Origin of the sequence: Paeniglutamicibacter psychrophenolicus, assembly GCF_030812255.1 — a bacterium.
GTDB classification, from domain to species: domain Bacteria; phylum Actinomycetota; class Actinomycetes; order Actinomycetales; family Micrococcaceae; genus Paeniglutamicibacter; species Paeniglutamicibacter psychrophenolicus_A.
Genome location: NZ_JAUSSH010000001.1, coordinates 527,128 through 549,958, shown reverse-complemented (window position 1 = coordinate 549,958; position 22,831 = coordinate 527,128). Strand labels below are relative to the sequence as shown.

The window sequence follows — 22,831 nt, the reverse complement described above, 5'->3', positions numbered from 1 at the left end:
CGGCTACGGCATCGAGCGCTTCGGGACCCGCCGGTGTTATCGGGCAACCCCGGGCCCCCTCGCCGTGCGTCCCCCCTCCGATGGACAAAAAAGAAGGGGACCGGCGGCTGCTGGGGGATGAATCGCCACCTGGTGGTGATTCGATAGCCGCCGGTCCCCGCTCACTGCGGCACCGGGTCATGCGCTGGGGGCACGGTGGCCCGCGGTGCCTCTCACCGGCCGCATCCCGCATCCCCGCAATACTGGCTGCATGGGTCACGGGTAGTGGCTCGGAATCGAACGATCCCGCTACGGGAGGCGTTCTCCTCACAAGCTATGAAGAACCCCGCCGGGAAGCACGCGTAGGAAGTACTCCAAGTGCAGGGACAACTACTGCCAGGCATACTCGCGGGTGCTTCGGCGCAGTGGTGGTGGGCCCGGCTGGTGACCGGCGTCCTACCGGAGCTCGGAAAGCTGTGACCGATCGGTGATCCCGCACTTGGCAAAGATCCGGTACAGGTGCCCCTCGACCGTGCGTTGGGAGACGATCAATTCGCGCGCAATTTCGCGGTTGCTTTTCCCCTGGGCCGCGAGGTCGACGATTTCCTGTTCGCGCACCGTCAGCTCGCTTCCCGACAGCGCTTCGGCCAATACCCCCCAGCGACTTCCGCCCAGGTCGCGCAGCCAGTTCCCCAGCCGTCTCACGGCGATGCCGCGGCTGCGTTCCCCGCGGGTGCCGGCGTTGCGCAGCACCGCGTGCGCCAGGAGCTCCAGGGCCATCCCCGATTCGCCGCGCGCATGCAGCTGCACGGCAACCTCCTCCAGGCGTTCGGCTCCTCCGTCCTCGTAGGCATCCAGTGCCAAGGCCATGGCGGCGGAGCGTGCGCCTTCCACCGCCGCCGCCGAGCCGGCCAGCCTGGCCGTCGCCGCACCGTTGCCGCGTCCGGCGGCCAGTGCCGCGCGCCAGCCCAGGTAGTCGATTTCCCGCTCGGCAACGCGGTTGCCCCATGTGCGTACGGTTGCGGCAAGCTGCTCGTAGCGTTCCGCCGCGGCAGGATCGTTCGGATCCGTCAGCCAGGCCCGCGCCATCGCATCGCGCGCGTCCCCTTCCCGCAGCGGCTCCTGTCCCAGCTCGGCCAGCGCAGCGTCAAGGCCGTCCACCTGCCCCGCGGCCCCTGTCCTCCCGAGTTCGCGGGAGACGAAGACGCGCAGGCCCAGCGCCAGCGGCCGAAGTCGCAACGGGTCGAACACGGCCAGCTCCTCGGTTGCCTCCGCCAGGATTTTCCGGGCAGCCTCCATGTTGCCTTCCACCGCTCCGGCCAGTGCCAGGATCAGCTGCCACGAGCCGTGCGTCTGGATGAGCTCCTCGGGACGACCGTTTCGCTCGCCTTGCACCACACCGCGGGCCAGGTCGTAGCGGCCCTCGTAGATGTGCACCAGGGCCAACGTGACCGCGCCCTCCATCCGCTGTGCCCGGTGGGCCGCGGGGGAATCATCGGCCATTTCCAGCGCTTCGCGCAGCAGGACCGCGGCCTGACCGAGGATTCCCTCCCCGGCAAGGACCATGGCGCGGATCGTCCTTGCCCCCAGCACCGTGGCCGGATCCAGGCGATGCTTCTGTTCCAGGGCTTCGGCGCGGTGCAGGAGCCCCGGGCGGAGCATCGGGTCGCGGTATCCGATCCAGAGTTCCTCCAGCTCCAGCTCCGTCGCGTTGCGCAGGGCGAGCGCGTCCTTGCCGGGACCCTCGGGCACCCCCCGGAGCAGCTCCGCGGACTTTGCCTGCCAGCGCCGGTGCATCCGGACCAGCGTGGCAGTCGGTTCGCCGGTCTGCCGGGCGGCAATGCCGCGCAGGGCCATGATCGCGGGAAGCTGTGCCGGATCGCCGAGCGTTTCGAGCAGCGATTCCAGGATCGAGTGGGCGGTGTGCGGCTGGGCCATGCCCAGCACCGCCCGGGCTTCCTCCAGGGTCCCCTCCACGTTCCCCGAGGCCGGGGACAAGACCTGGACCAGCTTCCATGCGGATTCGTAGGCCATGGCGTTGTTGGCCTGCCTGGCCGAGTCCAGCAGGACCTCCTCGCGGATCCTTTCGCCGCATTCCACGGCCCACAGGACCTGGAGGAAGGTCTCGCTCGGTGCCGCATCGCCGCGGTCCGCCAGCCAGAGCTGCCGCAGTTGGTCGCTTCGCCCCGGCGGAACCAGGGAACGCAGCACCTCGGCATACAGGGGGCTGGCAATGTGCACGGTGTGGTCCCCCAGCGTCTCGGTGATCCCGAATTGGCCCAGGCTCGCCGGGTCCACCCCCGTCAGGCGGTGCAGCGTGGCGGGGCCCTGGTTTCCGGCCAGGGACAGCAGTTCCAGCGCATGCTGCATCGTGGCGGGCATCCGCTGCTGCAATCCGCGGACCATGTCCCGCAGGGCCGTGTCCGGTTCCGGCCGCACGCGCGTGAGCACCCAGATCCCGGCGCGCTGCACCAGCACGCCCTGGGCACGGGCGCTGAGCGCGAATCCGTTGACCAGCAACGGGTTGCCGGTGGTCGCGGACCTGATGATGGACGCGGCCCCGGAACTGACCCCGCCGCCGAGCACGAGCCGGCATTGTTCGGCCACGGCTGTGTCGTCCAGGCCGTTCAGCACCAACCGATCGAGTTGTGCTCCGTCGGAAATCGCGTCCAGGGCGCCATCGACGCCGCGGATGTCGGTGCTCAGCAGCAGGATGCCCACCGTGGCCGATTGGACCAATTGGGAGATCACGAAGCTGCTGGCCGGGTCGAGGAACTGTGCGTCGTCGATGACCAGCAGCGGCAAGGCCCCGCCGTGCTCGTGCGGTCCCGGCCTGAGCGAAACCATCAGCTCGCCCAGCACGCGGGCCTCGTCCAAGGCTCCGCCCAGCGAGCCAAGCAGCGGAGCCAGGGCGCCAAATGCCATGCCGGAGAGCACGGGACTGCCATGGAGCCGTAGCACCCGGCGCACCGCGGTTCCCTGCTGCCCGAGTTCGGACTCCAGCGCGGCCTCGACCAATGCCGTCTTCCCCATCCCGGGTGACGCCACAATGATGCCGCTGCGGTTCCGTCCGTCAGCCACCAGTGAGCGGACCCAGCGCAATTCCGCAACCCGGCCGCCCAACACGGGGCTCATCGCGAGGACTCCGCGTCGCCGCGTCCCAGGGTGGAGATGTGGGTGACCAACTCCCGTCTCCCCTTGACCCGGAGCTTCGCGTACACCTGATAGAGGTGCCCCTCCACGGTGCGTATCGACACGGCGCTGCGCTTGGCGATCTCCAGGTTGCTCAGCCCTTCCACCACTGCCGCGGCGATGTCGCGCTCGCGCTGAGTGAGCAATCCCAGCTCCGCGACGTCCCCGAACTGGCTGTGGCGCGGAACCCCGTCCACGGGGTGGGGGCGCCACCGTGCGCGTGCCCTGCGGTGCTCGAGGACGATGTGGGCCAGTTGCCGCCGATCGGGCATCGTGAGCATGGCCGCAAAGGTGTTGTGCTGCGGCATCGCCATGCGCGAGTAGCCCGCCTCGACAAGGATCCGCAGGCCGGTGGCCACGGTTGCCGGGTCTTCGAGGATCACCCCGTCCGCCAGCAGCCGCGTGCCGTCCGCCAGGCGCCCCTGCACCGTGGAGGCAGCCGCGGCCAGCAGCGCCGGTCCGTCTTCGCACCCCAGTTGTGCGGCAAGCCCAAACGCCAGCATGCGCAGCATCGGGGATTCCACCTCGCCGGCCAGCACCGCCAGTTCCCGGGTCCGCTCGAGCGTCGCCTGCGGAGTGCCAATGTAGGCACCGGCCAGGCTCCGAAAGAGCATTCCCAACGTCGGGCCCGCTCCGCGGTCCGGGCTCTTACTGCTATCGGGGCGGTCATGCAGCAACACGGCGGCCTCCGCAGTTTGTCCGGACTCGGCGCGGCACAGGGCCAGGGCGCTCCCGACCAGGTGAAGTTCCCCCTCGTCCCCCGTAGCCTCCAGTTGCCGCATGGAAGTTTCGAGGTAGGGAAGTGCCGTTTGCGTGTCGGCGTCCAGGAGTGCCAGCAGACCCTCCCATGTTCCGGCCATGGCGATGGCCTCGGGGTGGGGGCAGCTTCCCGAAAGGATCGATTGCGCCAGTTCGCGTGCCTGCGTCCACGCGCCGGCCGCCACGAGTGCCCCCAGCAGCGAGCGGACCAGCGCCGGGACGTGCCGAGCGGCAACAGCCGGTTCCCCTCCCCGGCCCGAACCGTTCTCCCGGATCTCGGCAAGCACCTGTCCGACGAGCCGGACGGCCTTGTCCTGACCGTGGCCCAGTGCCTCGGCCTCCGCCATTTGGGCGGTGATCAGGTACCTCTGGCTGTCGGAAAGGCAGGCCCTCGACGAGGCGCCCTTGGCGCCGAGCAATTCGCCGGCCAGCCTGGACTGTCCCGCCGTGTCCCCGCTCCGGCCGGCCAGGGCCGAGCGCAGCAGCAGCATGTCCGAATTCATGGCGCCCCATTCCGGAGACTGTCGCGCCGGCCCGGGTTCGGCCCTTAGCTTCCGGTGGACTTCTGCCACAACGCGCTGTGCCTCGTCGAGCCGGCCACCACGGACCAAGCGGCGCACCTCTCGTTCGCATGCGTCGTAGCGCATCACCCAACGCGCCCCCGTGACGTCGGTTGGTTCGGCCAGGAGCATGGCCTGTTCCGATTCGGCACCGGCGTCCGCATACGTGTCCACCAGCCGATATGTCACGCCACTGGTTTCACGGATGCTCCAGCGCAGCATCCGGCTGGCAAGCCGAACCGTCCCCGCCTGCGTGGGCGATGCCTGGATGTATCCGGCCGCAAACAGGGAGTCCAGCGCATCCGGGAAGGAATGCCGCAACAGGCCCGTGGGGACGTGCCGCTGCAGGGCCAGGATGTGCATCACGCGGCGCTCCTCGGCGCTCAGCCGGGCAATCCTGCTCGCTGCCAACTGTCCCACCGCGCCGCCGAGCGGCACCCGCTCGCCGGTGAACACCCAGGTTCCACCCATGCAGCGCAGGACCCCGGTGTCCACGGACTCGCGGATCAGGGCGTCAAGCCACGACTGGTTTCCCTCAGCGGCATGCCAGAGCGTCCCCGCGGCCAAATTGGACACCGGTCCCCCGAGCATCCGGGCCATGTGCGCACCGGCCTCGGGTAGGCTCAGCGGACCGACCTCGATGGTCAGCAGCTTGCTCGACCTCATCAACGCGTCCAGGTCGGCCCCCAGGCCATGCTGGTTGTCGCAGATGGCAACGATGAAGATGGAGCCGTGCAGCGCCAGCTGCGACATCAGGTTCCCGGTGAGAGGATCAAGTTCGTCGGGGTGCTCGATGAACACCAGCGGCGGTTTGCGCTGCTGATTGAAGTAACGGGTCAATCCGGTCATGATGGCCCCAATGGAACTGTTTTCGTCCGATTCCACCTCCGCCTCCGCCAGCAGGAACAGGATGGCGCCGTAATCGATTCCCTTGCCGTATCTGGTCCCCACCACGTTGATGTGCGAACGGCCGGGTGCGTATTTCTGTGCGGCGGTGTCGGCCAAGGCACGTCGGCCGCTGCCTGACTCGCCCTTGATCAGCACACCTGCATAGGTGCTCTCGGCAAGCGCCCGCCCCAAGCGGGCACTTGCCGTTTCGCGTGGTTCTGTTTCCGACCCTGGCTCCCCCAAAAGCAGGCTTCCAAGACGGGACCCGTCCTGAAAGACGTAGCCCTCACCTGTATTCATGATTCTCTGACATCCGTTCCCCAATAGCGGTTCGGCTCAAATCAAGGCTGCCCCCAAGACAGCCAACCGATAACTACTCTTCTACATGCTAGGCACAAGCACCGCGACTATCACCAGTAGTCTCTGTGAAACGGTACTTGAGTCAAGCAATTGTACTTAAGTAACTACGCAAGTGATTCGCGCTCATTCACCTGTTCGGGCGAGCGCATTCTTGAGTTCTTCACGCCTGGTGACGCCAAGGCGCGAGTATATCTGGTACAGGTGGCTCTCCACGGTGCGTACCGACAGCTCCAAATCGTCGGCTATCTCCTTATTGCTCTTTCCCGACGCAGCCAATCCCGCGATGTCGACCTGTCGCGACGTGAGCGACAGGGACTTGAAGCGGCCAGCAAGGCCCGTGGGGCCAGGTCTGCCTTCCGGCACATCTGGTCCACGTCTGGCGGGCTCCGCAAGGATTCGGTTCCCATGCCGGTCCGCCCTCGTGCCTGGCGCGGGCACGGGCACGGATCCCTTGGCCGCGCTCGCCAATTCCGGGTGCCCCAGCAGTTCAAACGTACGAGCCGCCACATGCAACTCCTCAAGGTCACGGTGCCGGTGGGCCGCCGCGTATTGCCGGCAGGCTGTGGCAAACCTCCCGGTCGAGGCCCCGGCCCGCTCCTCGAGCAGCTCGAACGCCGGCTCATGCTTCAGCATCGCTGCTGCCGACAGCGCCAACAGTTCCCACGAAATCCGACCGCATTCCCGGTCCTGCGCCGCTACCGACATCAGATCCCCGATCCCCTCCCTGAAATGCCCCAATTCCGCCTCGGTCAGGGCACGGAGGTGCCTGGTCGCCCGCACCACGTCCATGGGAGGCCTGCAGAGGGTGTCCTCCACGTCGTTGAGCGCATACAGAAGGCGCTCGGCGTCCTCGAAGTCCTTGCGGCGGGCGCTGGCATAAGCGGCCGCTGCCAGGCCGACTCCGTGGACGCCCTCGGCGTCGAGGAACTTGCGCTGGACAAGTTCGTTTTCGAGTCTGGCCAGGGCCTCGTCGGGACGGCCCTGCAGCGCCAGGACCACTCCCGCATACAGGTTGCTGGTGTCGTCCAGGCGGCTGGATTCCCGTCCGCCTATCCAGGATCCATCGATGACCTCGGCCGCTGCCGCCCATTCCCCGGCGACCATGCAGAGCGTGAACAGGCCCACGTGCGTGGCCAGCCGCTGGGAGCCCGACGAGGCAGTCTGGTGGACCAGCAGGGTCAGCTCGCGCCCTCGCTGGATGCCGGTTTTCACATCGCCGAGGGAAACCGCGGCGGAATTCAGGAGCAACTGCCACCGCCACAGGCGGTCCCCCTCCAAGGAGGCGTCCGAATACTGGAAATCGGCGCACCAGGACGGTTGGCCGTGCCGGTGCGCCAATTCCAGCAGATGTAGGCGGGCGGTCGCGGAGCGTTCGTCGAGCTCCTCCGGATTCGGGTTCCCGGAGGTGCGGGCCTCTCCGATGCGGTCGACGAGGCCGCTGAAGACCTCGTGCAGGACCGTGTCGGAAATGTTGCGCGCCTCGGCGGCGACCTGCAACGAGGTCAGTGCGAGCCGGAAACCGTGGCGGGATGCCAGCTGCCCGGCCAGCTGCCCGGCATCGTGGTCGCCGCCGTCCAAGACCCAGTCGGCCAGCCCGTGCAATTCCAGCTCGTCGTGGGCCCGCTCCACGTGGCCCGCGGCATGCAGGGCACGCATGTAGGCGTCGAGATACCGGGGATCCGAGGACAGATCGGCAACACCGTCCAGGAACCCGAGCGCGCCCTGCACGTCCCCCGTTCCCAAACAGTGTTCCGAAGCCTCAACGGCCAGGTCATTCCGGGGGTTCATGCCAGCGACAACCTGCCAGGAATACAGGTGGGCGGCGCCGACGGGCAGCGGACCCGACACAGTGGTGCTCAGGCGCTCGAGCAACATGGCAGCGCGCCCCGGCGGCACCTGTTCTGCCACTGCGGCGGCCGAGCAGGTGCCGCGCAGCTTGACGGCCCGCAAATGGTCTCGGCCGAACCGGAGGTAACCCAGATCATGGATGACATCGACGTCATCGATCGAAACCAGGCCCAGTAAATCATGCAGCGGGATCCTGCCGGCCAAGGCGACCAGCTCAACCAATTCCCGTTGCTCCTCGGGCAGGACCTCAAGCATCTCCCGCCATGCCCTGGCGGTCCGCTCCCCCACCGGCGGATGGTTCCCGGCCACCACCCAGACGCCATCCCTGCGGGAGAGGAAACCTGCGTCGTGCCAGTCCAAGGTCAAGGTTTCCAGCAGCCTGCGATGCCCGGCCGCCCCGGACCAAAGGGCGAAAACGGCCGCCCTGCTCGGTTCCCCGCCCAGTACGCGTTCCAACAGCCACTGGGTCTGGTCCAGCGAGAGCGCTTCAAGATAGATCCGTTTCAGCCGGATGGATTGCACCAGCTTGGAGATGTTCTCGCCCACGTGGTTTCCGGAGATGGCCAGGATTGAAAAGGTGCCCGACAGCGCAAGCCCGGCCAGTACTCCGGCTACCTGTCCGGCAAGAACCTTGAAGTCGGGGATATGGAGCAACACGGGCATTCCCCCGGAGGAATCGGCGACCAGCCGGCGGATCGCTTCCATGACCTCGCGCTCGGACCCGGGGTCGTCGGCCGAAAGGCTCGCCAAAAGGCCCCCAAGCCCCTCGTTCCCGTCTCGGAGCTCGTGGCTACCCAGTTGGATCACGTGGACCCTGTCGCGGATCCGTGCCAAGACGGCGGCGGCCAACGGCGCTTTTCCAGTGCCCGGTTCCCCTTCCAGCACTGCGCCCGACTCCTGCAGCACGGCGTGACAAACCTGATCGACGAGGTCGTCGCGGATGAAATGTTCCCAGCTCGCTCCGGAAACGATCGTTTCCGGAGTTTTCCCCCCGGCATATGCGTCGTCGGCCGCCCCCCGGCCAATCTCCATTGCGTTTTCCCCCCTTGCACCACGTCAATGTTGTATATGTGATTCTAACCACGAACGGGTGGGATTCGGGCATGTCGGTCCCTGTGGATTCCTCCCGGGCGCAGTTGCCCGAGGCTGCAGGTGGCCGCCGGGATGGAGCCCGGTGCCTTGGTCCGGCCGGGTCACCGCGGCCACGGCGAAGGCTCACGGCACCCGCCGCGCCGGGCGCGGCCGGTTGGGATCCTGGGTCCTGCCGCGTTGGTTGATGTCGGCGCAGACCAGGCTTCCGGACTTGCTGGACGCGGGCCTCGAGCCCCCGGCCCCGGGCAGCGCACCGGCACGGGCAATATCCTGACCGGATCGTCACATGGCCTGGAACCGGGGGACACGACGCTGTTCCCGGGCCGTCCAAGGCGATGCTCCTGGCACCTCCCGGGCCCCTCAAGGACAAATGCGCATTGATTGCGGGGACCCTTGCGCACGCGTGCCGCCCGGTGGGGCGACCGGGCTACTCCCCGAGCGTCTCCGCGGCCTCCAGCCAGGCCATCTCCAGCTCGTCCTTCTCGCTCTGGGCACCCTGCAGGGTGGCGTTGAGCGTGGCGACGTGGTCGAACTTCATCGCCTCGGATGCCACGGCCATCTCGGTGTGGAGCTTCTTGATCAGCGATTCGAGCTTGCCCATCTGGCGCTCGACGCGGTTCAGTTCCTTGCGCGCCTCGCGCTTTTCGGCCTCGGTCGGTCCGGCGGCCTCCGGGGTTGCGGCGGGACCGGTCTTGTCCGTGGGGGCCCCGGTGTTGGTCGTGCCGTGCACCCCGGCGCGCAGTTCCAGGTACTGGTCCACGCCGCCGGGCAGACCGCGCAGCTTGCCGTCGCCCAGCAGCGCCAGCTGGTGGTCGGTGACGCGCTCGAGCAGGTAGCGGTCGTGGGAGACCACCACGAGGGTTCCTGGCCAGCCGTCGAGCATGTCCTCGATGGCGGCCAGGGTGTCGGTGTCCAGGTCGTTGGTCGGCTCGTCGAGCATCAGCACGTTCGGCTCGCCGATGAGCAGGCGCAGCAGCTGCAGCCGGCGGCGCTCGCCACCGGAGAGCTCCTTGACCGTGGTCCACTGCTTGTCGGTGCCGAATCCCAGCTGTTCGGCGAGCTGACCGGCGGAGACTTCCTTGCCGCCGACCTCGAAGGACATCCGTTCGGCCTTGATGACCTCGATCAGGCGCATGTCCTTGATCTCGTCGAGCTCCTTGACCTCCTGGGTGAGGATCGCGGTCTTCACGGTCTTGCCGCGCTTGATCACCCCGGAGGTGGGTTCGATCTGCCCGTTGAGCAATTGCAGCAGCGTGGATTTTCCGGCGCCGTTGACCCCCACGATGCCCAGGCGTTCGCCCGGGGCCAGGCGCAGGGTGATGTTGTTGAACAGCGGCTTGCCGGTCCCGAAGTCGAGGGAGACGTTCTCCAGGTCGAGCACGTCCTTGCCCAGGCGGGCGGTGGCCATCTTGTTCAGTTCCACGGTGTCGCGGGCGGCCGGCACGTCGGCGATGAGCGTGTTGGCTGCCTCGATGCGGAACTTGGGCTTGGCGGTGCGGGCCGGGGCACCTCGGCGCAGCCAGGCCAGTTCCTTCTTGACCAGCTGCTGGCGCTTGTTCTCCACCACGGCGGCGGTCTTGTCGCGCTCGGCGCGGGCCAGCACGTAGGCGGCGTAGCCGCCGTCGAACGGGTCCACGGTGCCGTCGTGGACCTCCCAGGTGCGCGTGCAGATCTCATCGAGGAACCAGCGGTCGTGGGTGACCACGAGCAGCCCGTTCTGGTTGGCGCGCCAGCGGTTCTTCAGGTGCGCCGCCAGCCAGGCGACGCCCTCGACGTCGAGGTGGTTGGTGGGCTCGTCGAGCATGATGACCTCGTGGTCGCCGATGAGCAGCTTGGCCAGGGCGACCCGGCGCTTCTGGCCGCCCGAGAGCGAGTTGACCTCGGCGTGCCAGTCGACCTCGCCGACCAGCCCGCCCATGACCTCGCGCACCAGCGGGTTCGAGGCCCATTCGTGGTCCGCGGCCTCCCCCACGATGGCCTCGCCGACGCTGAGCGCACCGTCGAGTACGTCGGTCTGGTCCAGGTAGGCCACCCGCACGTCCCCGCGCTTGGTCACCCGGCCCTCGTCGGGGCCCATGCGGCCGGCCAGCAGGCGCATCAGCGTGGACTTGCCGTCGCCGTTGCGCCCGACCATGCCGATGCGGTCCCCGTCCTCGAGTCCCAGCGAGAGCGAGTCAAGGACGGTACGGGTGCCGAAGGACATCGAGACGTTTTCGGCGCCGAGCAGGTGGGCCACGGTGTGGTGCTCCTTTTGTTAAGGGGTTTCGATGACGGCGGGCAGGATGCTGGCGCCGGGGACCGGGCCGTGGACGCACAGCGTTGCCACGCCCGCCTCATCCGAAAGCTGGGTGATGATTTGGGCTGCATGGTCCGGGTTGCGAGCCAGCAGCGCCAGGGTGGGGCCGGATCCGGAGACCAGGGCGTGCAGCGCGCCGGCGGCCTCGCCCAGGTCGCGCACCACGCCGAGTTCGGGGGCCAGGGCCAGGGCGGCGCGGGTCATGTCGTTGGCCAGCAGCGGCGCCAGGGCGTCGAGGTCCCCCTCGAGCAGCGCCCCGACCATGGCCGGATCGACCTCGACGGGGGTGGTGACCTCCTCGTTGGCCCGCAGCCGGTCGAGCATGCCGTAGACCCTGGGGGTGGACAGCCCGTAGGAGGCCGGGACCAGCACCCAGTCGGTGCGGGTGCGCAGCAGCAGCGGGGCCAGCTCGTCGCCGACGCCCAGGCCGACGGCTGCGCCCCCGTGCATCGCGAATGGCACGTCCGCGCCCAGGCGTGCGCCCAGCCTGGCCAGTTCCTCGCGGTTCAGCCCGGTGCCCCACAGGGCGTTGCAGGCCACCAGGGTGGCGGCGGCATCGGCCGATCCCCCGCCCATGCCCCCGGCGATCGGCACGCGCTTGGTGATGCACAGATCGACCCCGGCGTAGTGCCCGGTGTGTTCGCGCAGCATCAGTGCGGCCTTGACGACCAGGTTGTCCGGGCCCAGCGGGAAGGACTCGGGGTCCGCGACCGCGGTGGAATCGGGGTGCAGGAACACCTGGATTTCCTCGTCGGCGCGTGCGGTGGCCGAGACGTCCTCGTAGAGCGAGACGGCCAGGTACAGGCTGGCCACCGAGTGGTAGCCGTCCGGCCGGGGCGGGCCGACCTTGAAGTAGCAGTTGATCTTTCCCGGGGCACGGGCAACGACGGTGTGGGTCATGGGGTACCGGGTACGGATGCGACCTTGGCCTCGGCAATCGCGGCGAATTCGGCGATGCCGAGCTTTTCGCCGCGGGCCTGCGGGTCGACTCCTGCGGCCAGCAGCGCGGCCTCGGCCATCGCCGGGGATCCGGCCCAGCCGGCCAGGGCGGCGCGCAGCGTCTTGCGGCGCTGGGCGAAGGCCGCGTCGATGACGGCGAAGACCTCTTGGCGGGTGGCGGTGGTGGCCGGCGGGTTGCCGCGTTCGAAGCCGACCAGCCCGGAGTTGATCTTGGGGGCGGGCCAGAACACGTTCATGCCGATGACACCGGCCTTGCGCATGGTGCCGTACCAGGCGCCCTTGACCGAGGGCACGCCGTAGGTCTTGTTGCCCGGGCCCGCGGCCATGCGGTCGGCGACCTCGTCCTGGACCATGACCAGGCCGTGTTGCAGGGAGGGGAAGTGCTCGAGCAGGTGCAGCACCACGGGCACCGCGACGTTGTAGGGCAGGTTGGCCACCAGTGCGGTGGGCGCGTGCGGCAGCTCGGTGACCTTCATGGCATCGGAGAGGACCACCGTGAGGTTTTCCGCCTTCTCCGGACGAATTTCGGCAACGGTCTGCGGCAGCCGCGCGGCGAGCTTCGGGTCGATTTCCACCGCGACCACGCGGGCGGCGGCATCCAGCAGGCCCAGGGTCAGCGAGCCGAGGCCCGGCCCGACCTCCAGCACTGTTTCGGCGGGGTCCAGCTTGGCGGTGGCCACGATGCGCCGGATGGTGTTTCCGTCGATGACGAAGTTCTGCCCCAGCGTCTTGGTGGGGCGCACGTCGAGTTCGCCGGCGAGGCGGCGGATCTCGGTGGCGCCGAGCAGTGGTGGCGGGGTCGATTCTACGGAAGTCACGGTTCAATCTTAGTTCAGGGCCCGGCGCCCGCGGACCGGGGCGTTTGCCCGGGCGGGCCAGGGCACGGTTGGCGGAAATGGCCAATGGGCCCCGCCCGGTATTGGCGGAACCCATTGGTCAAGGTGTTCTGGTGTGCACCGGAGCCTCCGGCGCCCGGACCCGAGGGCCCTGGGTGTTGATGTCAGCGCAGGCCCAGCTTGCTGGAGCAGGCCGGCCAGTGGCCCCAGCCGCCGCTGCGGCGCAGCACCTCGGCGGTGGCGACCTGCTCGGCGGGGGTGGCCTGGTGCGGCAGGGCGGCGTACTTGCCGCCGCCGGCCCCGCGCCAGCTGCTGGCGGAGAACTGCAGCCCGCCGTAGTAGCCGTTGCCGGAGTTGATGGACCAGTTGCCGCCGGACTCGCACTTGGCCAGCGCGGACCAGGTGGCCGAAACGCTGCCGGGCGTGCTGGTGGACTTGGGCTTCGGCTTGGGCTTGGGCTTGGTGCCCACCGACACCTCGGCGTCAACGGCCTTGGTGGTGAGCTTGTCGGCCTCGAGCTTGCGGTCGGTTTCCTTGCCGTCGCGCAGCGTCACGGTGTAGGTGAGGGTCCGTTCGCCGTCCTTGCCCTTGACCAGGGTCTTCTTGGAGCCAACCAGGGCGTCGGAGTCCTTGGTGGTGTCGGTACCGTGGGCAACGACCTTGGTCTTGGTGACGGTCTTGGTCTCGACGCGCACGATCTTGAGCTTCATCTCGTCGGTGACCGCGTCGGTGGCCTTGGCGTTGAGCTCGTCGTCCTTGCCCAGGGTGAGCTTGGCCTCTTCGAGCACCGCCTCAACGGTCTCGGCGGTGGTGTTCAGCTTCTTGGTCTTGCCGTCGACCTTGATCGAGACGTCCTTGGGAGTGGAGATGTCGATCGGGGTGGACAGTGCGGCCAGGGCGAGTGCCGGGCCCTGGGCGATCTGTGCCTTTTCCGAAACGTTCAGCTGGTCCACGACATCGGCGACGGTCAGTCCGGTGGTGTGCACGACGCGGTCGACGCCGTCGATGCTCACGTTCACGGACTTGTTGCGCTTGATGTCGATCAGGGCGCCGTCGGCAACCGGTGCATCCAGTGCCGGGGTGACCACGTCGCGGTCCCCCACGGGGATTGCGGAGTCCTTCAAGACATCGCCGACGGTGGCGGCGCGCGTGGAAACGGACTGGCTTTGGCCGTCGATGGCCACGGCAATGGTCTTGCCGGCACCGACGAACATGACCAGGCCGAGGATCAACGCGGTCAAAACGGCTGCTTGCGCGCCGACTTTCACCCAGCGATTCTTAAGGGCATTCTGCACAGGATTCCAAACTTCGGTCGATCCCGGGCACGGGGGCAGCAATGCCACACGGCGGGTGAACGGTTGCCCCCGGCAGAAACCGGGCGCAGCCCACCGTGTGCTCATTGGTTGGTGCGAGCACAATCCAATTCTTTGTCATCTCATCGATGTTGCGCCGGGGCGCTTGCGAACACGCCCCGTGCAGAATCAAATGCACCCGGGAACCTTCCCCGATCCCGGCTACTAAAGAACTACCGTAACCGAATCGTAATAAGGCCGCAAGCACTTCGTGCTTGCCTTGTGCATGAAACCGGCTAGAAGTCCCCGTAGACGCGCCGGGTGTTTGCGGCCAGGGCACGGCAATATTCCTCGAGGTCCACCCCCGTGGTTTCGGCCATGAAGCGCACGGTTTGCGGGATCAGGTAGCTGGCGTTCGGCCGTCCCCGGTAGGGGTGCGGGGTGAGGAACGGGGCGTCCGTTTCCACCAGCACCAATTCCGGCCTGGCCACCAACAATGCCGCACGCAGGTCGTGCGAGTTCTTGAATGTCACGGTGCCGGAGAAGGAGAGGTACCAGCCGTTTTCGTTGCAGATCTCGGCCAGCTGCGCGTCGCCGGAAAAGCAGTGGAAGACCACGCGCTCGGGAAGCGGTTCATCCCGCAGGACGCGCACCACATCGAGATGTGCGTCACGATCGTGGATTTGCAGGGCCTTGGAATGCTCGCGGGCAATGCGGATGTGCTCGCGGAAGGAGTGCTCCTGGGCCGGGCGGCCCGGCTCCCGGGTGCGGAAATAATCGAGTCCGGTCTCCCCCACGGCGCGCACCCGCTCGTGGGCGGCGAGTTCCTCGATGCGCGCAATGGCCGCGTCAAGGTCCCCGGCCTCGGCCAGGCGCGCGGCGTCGTTGGGGTGGATCGCCACGGCGGCCAGCACCCGGGAATCCTCGGTGGCCGCACGCACCGCGAACTCGGAGGATTCCACGTCGCAGCCGACCTGGACGACCCCGGGCACACCGACCGCGCTGGCCGCGTCGAGGGCCTGGGCGACGGTGACGTGCACCGAGCCGTCACGGAAGTCCAGGTGGGTGTGGTTGTCCGGGACGCCGAAGGGCAGCGGCGCCGGTGCCGGAGGGTAGGAGAGGTTGCGCTTCTTGCCGTGCTCGTCCTGGGCGCTGCGGTTCGGGGCGCCCGGTTCGTGCCCGGCATCGGGCCGAAGGTAGGCGGTCGGCACACCCAGGGTGGCGCCGAGGTCCGCTTGCTGTTTTGAGACTGGCATGGGTGCCTTCTCCCCCTTCGTTTGGTGTCCCGGTTTTACGGGCCGATGGCCGTTGGCCCATCCAGCGTACGCGGCCCGGCACTCCGGTGCCCCCCAGCGTGACGCAGCGCACGCCAATGACGGTATCGTTGGAAAGGAGATTCACATACCTTCCACCGTACGGATGCGTTCCAGGAGGACCTTGCATGTCGCTTTCCACCGAGTCCCAGATTCTTCCGGCCGATGAATTCGGCCGGGTCTGCGAAGAAGTGCTGGCCGGTATTGCCACGGTGATCGACGGCAAGGCGGAGGTGGCGCGCACCGCGCTGATCGTCCTGCTGGCCCAGGGCCACCTGCTGCTGGAGGACGTGCCGGGGGTCGGCAAGACCATGCTGGCCAAGACCCTGGCCAAGTCGGTGGACTGCACGGTGCACCGCATCCAGTTCACCCCCGACCTGTTGCCCTCGGACGTGACCGGGGTGTCGATCTTCAACCAGAACACCCACGAGTTCCAGTTCCGGCCCGGACCGGTGTTCGCGCACATCGTGATCGGCGACGAGATCAACCGGGCCAACGCCAAGACCCAGTCGGCGTTGCTTGAATGCATGGAAGAGGGACAGGTCACCGTCGACGGGACCACCCACATGCTTGAAAGCCCGTTCATGGTGATCGCCACGCAAAACCCCATCGAGCTGGAGGGCACCTTCCCGCTGCCCGAGGCGCAACGCGATCGGTTCATGGCCAAGATCTCCATGGGCTACCCCGATGCCGCCGCCGAGATGGCGATGCTCGAGACCCACCAGTCCACCTCGCCGCTGGATGACCTGCGCCCGGTCCTTGACCTGGCATCGCTGCACACCCTGATCAACACCGTGGCCGCGGTCTACGTTTCCGACCCGGTGAAGGAATACGTGGTGGCCCTGGGCCGGGCGACCCGCGAGCACGCGGACATCCGCCTGGGCGCCTCCCCGCGGTCCCTGCTGCAGCTGCTGCGCGCAGCCAAGGCCGAGGCCGCACTGAACGCCCGGGACTATGTGTTGCCCGAGGACGTGCGCAACATCGCCGCGAGGGTCCTGGGGCACCGGCTGATCCTGCACCGGCGGGCCGAGGCCGCCGGCTCGAACGCCGAATCGATCCTGGTCTCCATCCTCAACGCGATACCGGTGCGCGCCGGGGCCCGCGGCTAGCCGGTAGATCACAGGCCAAGGCAGCGACCTCCATGAGCATCCCGTCGGCGGAACCCAACGAGTTCCGCGAATCCCCGTCCGGCAACCGCTGGATCACCGCGGAAAAACCCGCAACGCTGCGCGAAAAGGTCCACCTCGGGTTCCTCACCGCGCGCGGCTGGGGGTTCTTTGCCGCCGGGGCGATCGCCCTGCTGCTGGCTTTCCTGATGGGCCGGCGCGAGCTGCTGGCCATCTCCCTGTTCCTGCTGCTCACCCCGCTGCTGGCCGCCTTCCTGCTGCGCTTTGGCAATTCCGAGCTGGACGTCACCAGGACCTTCAACCCGCAGCAGGCCACCACCGACTCCGGGGTGCGGGTGCGGCTGCACATCACCCACCGGGGCAGCGGGGCCGGGCCGGTCACGCTGCGCGACACCCTGCCGGAGGATTTCGGGGCGGGCCCGGAATTCCGCTACCCCTCGCGCACCGCCATCCCCGGCCCCGGGGGCTCGGGCAGCTGGTACGAATACCGGCTGCGCTTGGCCACCCGCGGCATCTACTCCATCGGGCCGGTCCGAGCCCAGGTCGGCGACGTCTTCGGGCTGGCCTCCCGGCCCGCGGCCCTGGATGCGCCCAGCGCGCTGCTGGCGCTGCCGGTGTGCGAGATGCTCGAACCCACCGGCATTCCCGGCGAGCACGGCTCCCACGGGCAGGCCGCCTCGAACCGCCGGCTGACCCCGGACTCCTTCGAGGTGATGACCCGCGAATACCGCCCCGGGGACACCGTGCGCCGCATCCACTGGCCGGCCACCGCCCGGAAGGGCACGCTGATGGTGCGCCAGGAGGACTACCGGGCCACCCCGCGCGCGGTGCTGATGCTGGACCGCTCCCGCGCCGCGTTCCTCGCCCAGGGCGTGGGCGCCGAACCGGTGCTGAAGATCCCGCAATTCACCTCCACCCCCAAGGACTCGAGCCGCCGCTTCGAATGGGGGCTGCACGCGGCCCTGGGCATCGGCGCCTACCTGGCCCAAACCGGGTTCGGCATCGACTTGATCGACCACCGCGGCACCTCGATCAACGCCGTCTCGGCCTCGGGCACCGAGGACTCCGCGGAACTCTTTGCCGGGCCCCACGCCACCGCGCGGATGCAGCAGGCACTTGCAGCGCTGGGACTCGAGGACGCAGCCGGGGAACGCCGCGAACCGGCCCGGGCCACGCTGGCCGCGGCCCTGAAGGAACGCCTGCGCGAGCGCGGGGACCGGCTGGTGCTGATCCTGGGCGAGATCACCGAGGCGCAGGCCGACAGCTGGCTCGAGGTGGTTGGCGCCCGCAGCAAGGTCACGGTGCTGTGCGTGGCCAACCGCGAGGGACACCTCGCCCCGGTCATCTCCCGCTTCCGGCAGGCCGGCTGGGCGGCCGTTGCCGTCAACCCGAAATCCAGTCTCGCCGAAGCCTGGGCCGAATTGGGGCGCACCTCATGAGCACACCAACCCTGGACAAGCCACGGGTCCCGAACCCCGACCCGCCGGCGCCACGCCGCCGGGCACCGGCCCGGAGACTGCCGGCCGCGGCCTTCTGTGCCTTCGCCGTGCTGGTGGCCGTGCTGGGGGCCGCCGCCTCGCTGCACGGGGTCGTCAGCGACTGGGGCTGGATGCTGCAGGTCACCGCGGTGGTCGGCGCCATCGTGCTGGCCACCAACCTGGTCCGGGCCCTTGGTGCCCGCCGCTACCTGGGCACCGCGGCCGGAGCCGTGGTGGCGGTGGCCGTGCTGACCTTCCTGTTTTTCGCCAACACCGCCTGGCTGGGCGTGGTGCCCACGGCCTCGACCTACCGCGCACTGCTGCGGGTGTGGGCGCTGGCCAACGACCAAATGGGCTCCCAGGTGCCCCCGGTGCAAAGCACCGGGGTGATCGTCTTTTCCGTATGCGTGTGGGTGGCCGCGGTGGCCCTGGCGGTGGACGCCCTGGCCTTCGAGATCCGGGCCGCGGCCCTGGCCGGGCTGCCGCTGGCCATGTTGCTTTCGATCTCCTCGCTCTTCGAGGCGAACGGGGCGGGCATCGGCACGGTGTCGGTCACCGCGGTGGGTTACCTGCTGGTCTTGGCGGCTTCCCGCTGGCAGGACGGTTCCGGGTCCGGGCGCCGGGCCATGGAGCTGCCGGATCCGGGCTCCGGCGGGCGGGGAACCCCTGGGCCGGGGACGCGTTCGGCACTGCTGCAGGGCACCGCGATCATCGCCGGGGCGCTGGCCGCCTTGCTGGTGCTGCCCTCGGCCATCCCCGGCTTCTCCAAGGGCATGCTCACCGAGGGCACCCGGCCCTCCTGGGGCCAGCTGGCCACCAACATCGACCCGATGATCGCCCTGGGCAACGACCTGCGCAACCGGACCTCGGGCACGGTGCTGCACTACTTCACCGATTCGCACACCCCCGTCTACCTGCGCACCTCGGTCACCGGCGACCTCACGACCGATCGGTGGGAACCGGATCCGGACATCTACCGGGTCCCGGCCACCGAGAACCTGGTGACCCGTGCCTTCCCGACGGTCTTCGAGGCCGCCCAGCCGGCCTTCACCCGCGTGGTCACCGACAAGTACCGGGGAGCGTGGATGCCCCTGCCGGCCAACGCCATCACCCTGAGCGGGCTGGGCGGTTCCTGGGGCTGGAGCCCCGACACCGGGACGCTGCGCGCCGCCAAGGGCGCCACCCCGGAGGCCGAGGACTACACAGTGATGAGCGTGAACCCCGAGATCACCGCAAAGTCGCTGCGGGAGCTGTCGGCCTCCATGCCCGGCGGCTTCTTCGCCGAGGTCGACCAGGAGTACCTGGCGCTGCCCCAGGACACCCCCGATTCGCTGGCCGAGGCCACCAACACGGCCGTGGCCAAGGCCGGGGGCGTGGCGTACGGGCAGGCCGTCGCCATCCAGGACTACCTGCGTTCCACGGTGTTCACCTACTCGGAAAAGACCCCCGTGGAGGACGGCTACGACGGCAGCGGGATGAAGGTCATTGACGCGTTCCTGCGGGAAAAGGCCGGGTACTGCATCCACTTTGCCTCCACCATGGCGCTGATGGCCCGTGAGCTGGGCATCCCCAGCCGCCTGGTCACCGGTTACTCCCCCGGCACCCCCACCGGGGTGAAGATCACCGGGCAGAACGGCGCGGAACTGAACGAATACATCGTGAACTCGCGCAACGCCCACCTCTGGCCGGAACTCTACTTCCCCGGCGCCGGCTGGGTCGCCTTCGAGCCGACACCCGGGCGCGGGGTCCCGCCGGCCTACGCGCCGGCGCTTCCGGCGTCCACCGCCAGCTCCGCCGAAGACCCGCGCCTGACCAACCCTTCCAACTCGGCCTCCGGGCCGTCATCGGCCGAGTCCTCCGCGAGCACCCCGGCCGCGGCCCCGGGCTCCGGCCCCGACTCCGGGACCCCCTTCTCCGGCCTGCTGCCGCTGGTGCTGATCGTGCTGCTGGCCGGTGCCGGTCCGTGGGCGGCCCGCCGCATCCAGCGCACCGGACGGCTGGCCCGCATGCGGCGGAGAGGTGAATTCGACCAGCACTACGGCAGGGAAACCGGCGCCGCGGCGGCGTGGGCCGAACTGGTGGCCCTTGGCCTGGACCATTCGACGCCCATGCGCCACGACGAATCGGCCGGGGACTACTCCCGCCGGCTGGCCCGCATCCTGCCGAGCGCTGCCGGGGACCTGTCCGTCCTGGCCCAGGCCTACGAACGGATGCGCTACGCGCCGGGGCACGGGCAGCCGGACACCGCGGTGTTGGCCGAGGCGCTGTCCGGGGTGAAGCACGCCCTGGCCGCCGGCATGGGCCCCGGCGAGCGCCTGGGCCGGGCGCTGTGGCCGCGTTCGCTCTTTGCCCCGCGCCCGCTGGAGCCCTTCGGCTACGCCTCGGGCAGGCCGGCGGCCAGGTAGTCGGCCAGGGCCTCGAACTGGTCCCGGGGCGTGAATCCGGTGGCCTTGAGCTTGGACAGCTCCAGGGTGCTGTGCAACGGGCGCGGGGCCATTGCGGGGTGCCCGGCCCGGTAGGCATCGGTGCTCGTGGCGGTGATGCGGCCCGGGTCGTGGCCCAGGGCCTCAAAGACCTCGGCGGCGATGCGCGCCCAGGAGACCGCATCACCCTCGTTGGTCAGGTTGTAGGTCCCGTAGGGGGCCTGCGAATCGAGCAGGTGCAGGATGCCGGCGGCCAGGTCCCTGGCGAAGCAGAGGCGTCCGTATTGGTCGTCGATGACGCTCGGATTCACCGACGCGCGGGCCAGGCGCGCCATGGTGGACACGAAGTTCTTCCCGTCCCCCACCACCCAGCTGGTGCGGACCAGGTAGTGCCGCGGCACCTGCGCCACCACCGCGTCCCCTGCGGCCTTGGTCTGCCCGTAGACCCCCAGCGGGCAGGGGGCGTCCTCCTCGGTGTAGCCGGGCTTGCGCCCGTCAAAGACGTAGTCGCTGGATAGGTGCACCAGCGTGGTCCCGTGTGCGGTGCAGGCTGCGGCCAGCTGCCCCACGGCGGTTACGTTGGCTGCCCAGGCGGCCCTGCGCCCGGCCGGGGTTTCGGCCTCGTCGACGTGGGTGTAGGCGGCGGCGTTGATCACCGCCCGGTACCCGGAGAGGTCAAGGGCGGCCAGCTGGCGGGCATCGGTGATGTCCAGTTGCCCGCGAGCGGCGAATTCGAAGCTGTCGTCGGCTGGTGCCAGGGCGGCCAGGGCGCGGCCCAGCTGCCCGTTGGCGCCGAGCACCAGGGTCTTGCGCGGGCCCACCGGGGTGAGCGCGTCCAGCATCGGGTGGGTCCGATCGGCATCCGAGACGGTGGCCTTGGCCAGCGGGATCGGCCAGGGGATGCCGGCGGACGGGTCCGCCAGGTTCAGGAAGGTGTATCCGGAACGGGCCCTTTCCGACCAGTGTTCGGTGACCAGATAGCTGTATCCCGTGTCCGGTTCCAGGGTCTGGAAGCCGTTGCCGACCCCGCTCGGCACGAAGACCGCCTGCCCGGGGCCCAGCGTGGCGCTGAAGCTCGCCCCGAAGCCCGCCCCGGCGCGCAGGTCCACCCAGGCTCCGAAGATGGATCCGCCGATGACCGCCACGTACTTGTCCCAGGGCTCGGCGTGGATGCCGCGGGTGGTCCCGGCCAGGCGGTTGAAGGAGACGTTGTTTTGCACGGGGCGGAAATCGGGCAGCCCGGCCGCCACCATTTTTGCGCGTTGCCAGTTTTCCTTGAACCAGCCGCGGGCATCCTCGTGGACCGGCAGGTGGACCAGCAGCAGGCCGGCGATCCCGGTTTCCTGCACGATCGGTGCATTGTTCACTCCCCCGCCCCGTTCTCCGGTGCCGCGATGCCTTGCGCCGCGTGGGCGGCCTCCTGGAGCAGGTAGCGCTGCTCGGTCCCGGCCTTGGCACCCTCCCACCACCACGCGTTCTGGCGGTACCAGGAAATGGTTTGGCCCAGGCCGGCGGACAGGTCCTGGTGTGCCGGGCGCCAGCCCAGTTCGGTGCGCAGCACCGAGGCATCGATCCCGTAGCGCAGGTCGTGGCCCGGCCTGTCGGCGACGATGTCGTACGCGTCGGGGTCCTGGCCCATGAGCCCCAGGATCGACTGGAGGACCTCGCGGTTGGACTTTTCCCCGTCGGCGCCGATGAGGTAGGTCTTGCCCAGGGTGCCGTGGCGCAGGATTTCCCACACCGCCGAGGAGTGGTCCTCCACGTGGATCCAGTCCCGGACGTTGGCCCCGGTGCCGTAGAGCTTGGGCCGCACCCCGGCCAGGATGTTGGTGATCTGCCGCGGGATGAATTTCTCCACGTGCTGGTAGGGGCCGTAGTTGTTGGAGCAATTGCTGATGGTCGCCCGCACGCCGAAGGAACGCACCCAGGCCCGCACCAGCATGTCCGAGGCGGCCTTGGTGGCCGAGTACGGGCTGGAGGGGTTGTAGGGGGTGGTGTCGGTGAACCGGTTCGGGTCATCGAGTTCCAGGTCCCCGTAGACCTCGTCGGTGGAGATGTGGTGGAAACGCACATCGTGGCGGCGCACCGCCTCGAGCAGCGTGTAGGTGCCCACCACGTTGGTGTCCAGGAACGGCCTGGGGTCGAAGAGCGAGTTGTCGTTGTGGGATTCGGCGGCAAAATGCACCACGGCGTCACAGGCGGCGACGAGTTCGTCGACCAGCGGCGCATCGGTGATGTCGCCGATGGCCACGGTGAGCCGCGGCCCGGTTATTCCCTGCAGCGAGGCCAGGTTTCCGGCGTAGGTCAGCGAGTCAAGGACGGTCAGATGCGTGTCGGAGTGCTCGATCAGATAGTGCACGAAGTTGGCCCCAATGAATCCCGCACCCCCGGTAACCAGGATTCTTTTCATGATTGCAAGGCTATCGCC

The 22,831-nt window shown here is 68.8% G+C and carries 13 protein-coding genes; 3 read left to right on the top strand and 10 right to left on the bottom strand.

What is annotated here, in order from left to right:
* Positions 1–435: 435 nt before the first annotated feature.
* The 8 genes from J2T21_RS02430 to J2T21_RS02395 form a co-directional block, all read right to left on the bottom strand.
* Complete coding sequence (locus J2T21_RS02430; protein ID WP_307578065.1) at positions 436–3,114, bottom strand: helix-turn-helix transcriptional regulator; 2,679 nt, start codon at positions 3,112–3,114, stop codon at positions 436–438.
* Positions 3,111–5,678, bottom strand: coding sequence for a LuxR family transcriptional regulator (locus tag J2T21_RS02425; RefSeq protein WP_307578063.1), 2,568 nt, complete (start codon positions 5,676–5,678; stop codon positions 3,111–3,113). The genes J2T21_RS02430 and J2T21_RS02425 overlap by 4 nt, the downstream gene beginning before the upstream one ends.
* A 183-nt stretch (positions 5,679–5,861) precedes the next feature.
* Complete coding sequence (locus J2T21_RS02420; protein ID WP_307578061.1) at positions 5,862–8,618, bottom strand: helix-turn-helix transcriptional regulator; 2,757 nt, start codon at positions 8,616–8,618, stop codon at positions 5,862–5,864.
* A gap of 487 nt (positions 8,619–9,105) precedes the next feature.
* The gene (locus J2T21_RS02415) at positions 9,106–10,914 is read right to left on the bottom strand and encodes an ABC-F family ATP-binding cassette domain-containing protein (RefSeq protein WP_307578059.1); all 1,809 of its coding nucleotides are present in this window, start codon (positions 10,912–10,914) and stop codon (positions 9,106–9,108) included.
* An 18-nt stretch (positions 10,915–10,932) separates the two neighbouring features.
* Positions 10,933–11,874, bottom strand: a complete 942-nt coding sequence (locus tag J2T21_RS02410) for a 4-(cytidine 5'-diphospho)-2-C-methyl-D-erythritol kinase (protein WP_307578057.1) — start codon at positions 11,872–11,874, stop codon at positions 10,933–10,935.
* Positions 11,871–12,752 (bottom strand): 16S rRNA (adenine(1518)-N(6)/adenine(1519)-N(6))-dimethyltransferase RsmA, encoded by an 882-nt coding sequence (gene rsmA, locus J2T21_RS02405; RefSeq protein WP_307578055.1) that lies wholly within the window; start codon positions 12,750–12,752, stop codon positions 11,871–11,873. Before rsmA ends, J2T21_RS02410 begins: the two co-directional genes overlap by 4 nt.
* A gap of 182 nt (positions 12,753–12,934) precedes the next feature.
* On the bottom strand, positions 12,935–14,038 hold the full coding sequence (locus J2T21_RS02400) for a resuscitation-promoting factor (RefSeq protein WP_307578054.1): 1,104 nt from the start codon (positions 14,036–14,038) through the stop codon (positions 12,935–12,937).
* Between the two features lie 320 nt (positions 14,039–14,358).
* Positions 14,359–15,318 carry a TatD family hydrolase gene (locus tag J2T21_RS02395; protein WP_307578052.1) on the bottom strand — a complete coding sequence of 320 codons (960 nt, stop codon included), beginning with the start codon at positions 15,316–15,318 and terminating at the stop codon, positions 14,359–14,361.
* Between the two features lie 185 nt (positions 15,319–15,503).
* Here J2T21_RS02395 and J2T21_RS02390 point away from each other — a divergent pair, with 185 nt between their 5' ends.
* The 3 genes from J2T21_RS02390 to J2T21_RS02380 are packed head-to-tail and all read left to right on the top strand — an operon-like array spanning position 15,504 to position 20,385.
* Positions 15,504–16,484 (top strand): AAA family ATPase, encoded by a 981-nt coding sequence (locus J2T21_RS02390; protein ID WP_307578050.1) that lies wholly within the window; start codon positions 15,504–15,506, stop codon positions 16,482–16,484.
* Positions 16,485–16,516: 32 nt separating this feature from the next.
* Complete coding sequence (locus J2T21_RS02385) at positions 16,517–17,941, top strand: DUF58 domain-containing protein (RefSeq protein WP_307578048.1); 1,425 nt, start codon at positions 16,517–16,519, stop codon at positions 17,939–17,941.
* Positions 17,938–20,385, top strand: coding sequence for a transglutaminase TgpA family protein (locus J2T21_RS02380; RefSeq protein ID WP_307578045.1), 2,448 nt, complete (start codon positions 17,938–17,940; stop codon positions 20,383–20,385). Before J2T21_RS02385 ends, J2T21_RS02380 begins: the two co-directional genes overlap by 4 nt.
* Here J2T21_RS02380 and J2T21_RS02375 read toward each other — a convergent pair.
* Positions 20,355–21,770 (bottom strand): sugar nucleotide-binding protein, encoded by a 1,416-nt coding sequence (locus tag J2T21_RS02375; RefSeq protein WP_307578042.1) that lies wholly within the window; start codon positions 21,768–21,770, stop codon positions 20,355–20,357. The genes J2T21_RS02380 and J2T21_RS02375 overlap by 31 nt on opposite strands.
* Positions 21,767–22,813 carry a dTDP-glucose 4,6-dehydratase gene (rfbB, locus tag J2T21_RS02370; RefSeq protein WP_307578040.1) on the bottom strand — a complete coding sequence of 349 codons (1,047 nt, stop codon included), beginning with the start codon at positions 22,811–22,813 and terminating at the stop codon, positions 21,767–21,769. Before rfbB ends, J2T21_RS02375 begins: the two co-directional genes overlap by 4 nt.
* Positions 22,814–22,831 lie beyond the last annotated feature (18 nt).